Below are 797 nucleotides of genomic sequence, written 5' to 3' on the forward strand. Positions count from 1 at the left end.
ACCGGCATCAAGGTGATGCCGATCACCGATGACGTGAGCCCGACGCAGCTTGAGCTTATGGTGACCCAGAATAACGTTACGATCGACGTGGCCGACAGGAGTCAAGGCTCGACGTTAGTTCTAGGCGAGAAAGGCCTTCTCGAGGAGATCGATTACTCGATCTATAAGAAGGGCGAGTTGGACGCCATCGTTGATTTCGCCAAGATGCCCTACGGCGTCGGCGCGCTTATCTATTCCTACAATATGATCTACAATACAGAGAAGTTCCCGGCCAGCCGGCCGCGACCTGCCACTTGGGCTGAGTTCTGGGACGTCAACAAGTTTCCTGGCGTCCGTGTGCTCGTGTCGGGCGACCAGGGATCTCAAGGCCCTTGGGAGGAAGCTCTGCTGGCGGATGGCGTGGCTGCGGACGCGATCTACCCGATGGACATCGACCGCATTTTCGCCAGCCTAGACAAGATCAAGCCGCATGTCCGGAAATGGTGGAATACCGGGTCCGAGATCCAGCAGATGTTGCACGATAAGGCTGCCGACATTTATCAATCCTATGATGGGAGAGCGCTGTCGTTGATTGACCAGAGCGCGCCGGTGGAGATCAATCGGAATCAGGCCAAACTAACCTGGGACTGCTGGGTGATCCCGAAGGGCAGCCCAAATGCGCAGAACGCACAGAAGTTCATCGAATTCGCTACCCGCGCCGACCGCCAGGCGGCCTTTGCCCAGCTCATTCCCTACGGTCCGACCAACCTCAATGCCTTCAAGCTGATTCCGGAGAAGGTGGCCCGAAAGCTCGCCAG

At 57.3% G+C, this 797-nt stretch carries 1 protein-coding gene; it reads left to right on the plus strand.

What is annotated here, in order from left to right; genetic code table 11:
• Positions 1–15: 15 nt before the first annotated feature.
• The coding region (locus NKI72_RS35260) for an ABC transporter substrate-binding protein (RefSeq protein ID WP_352757308.1) at positions 16–797 on the plus strand (782 nt) is incomplete at its 3' end.

This window comes from Mesorhizobium sp. M0437 (genome assembly GCF_040321335.1).
Lineage (GTDB): Bacteria > Pseudomonadota > Alphaproteobacteria > Rhizobiales > Rhizobiaceae > Mesorhizobium.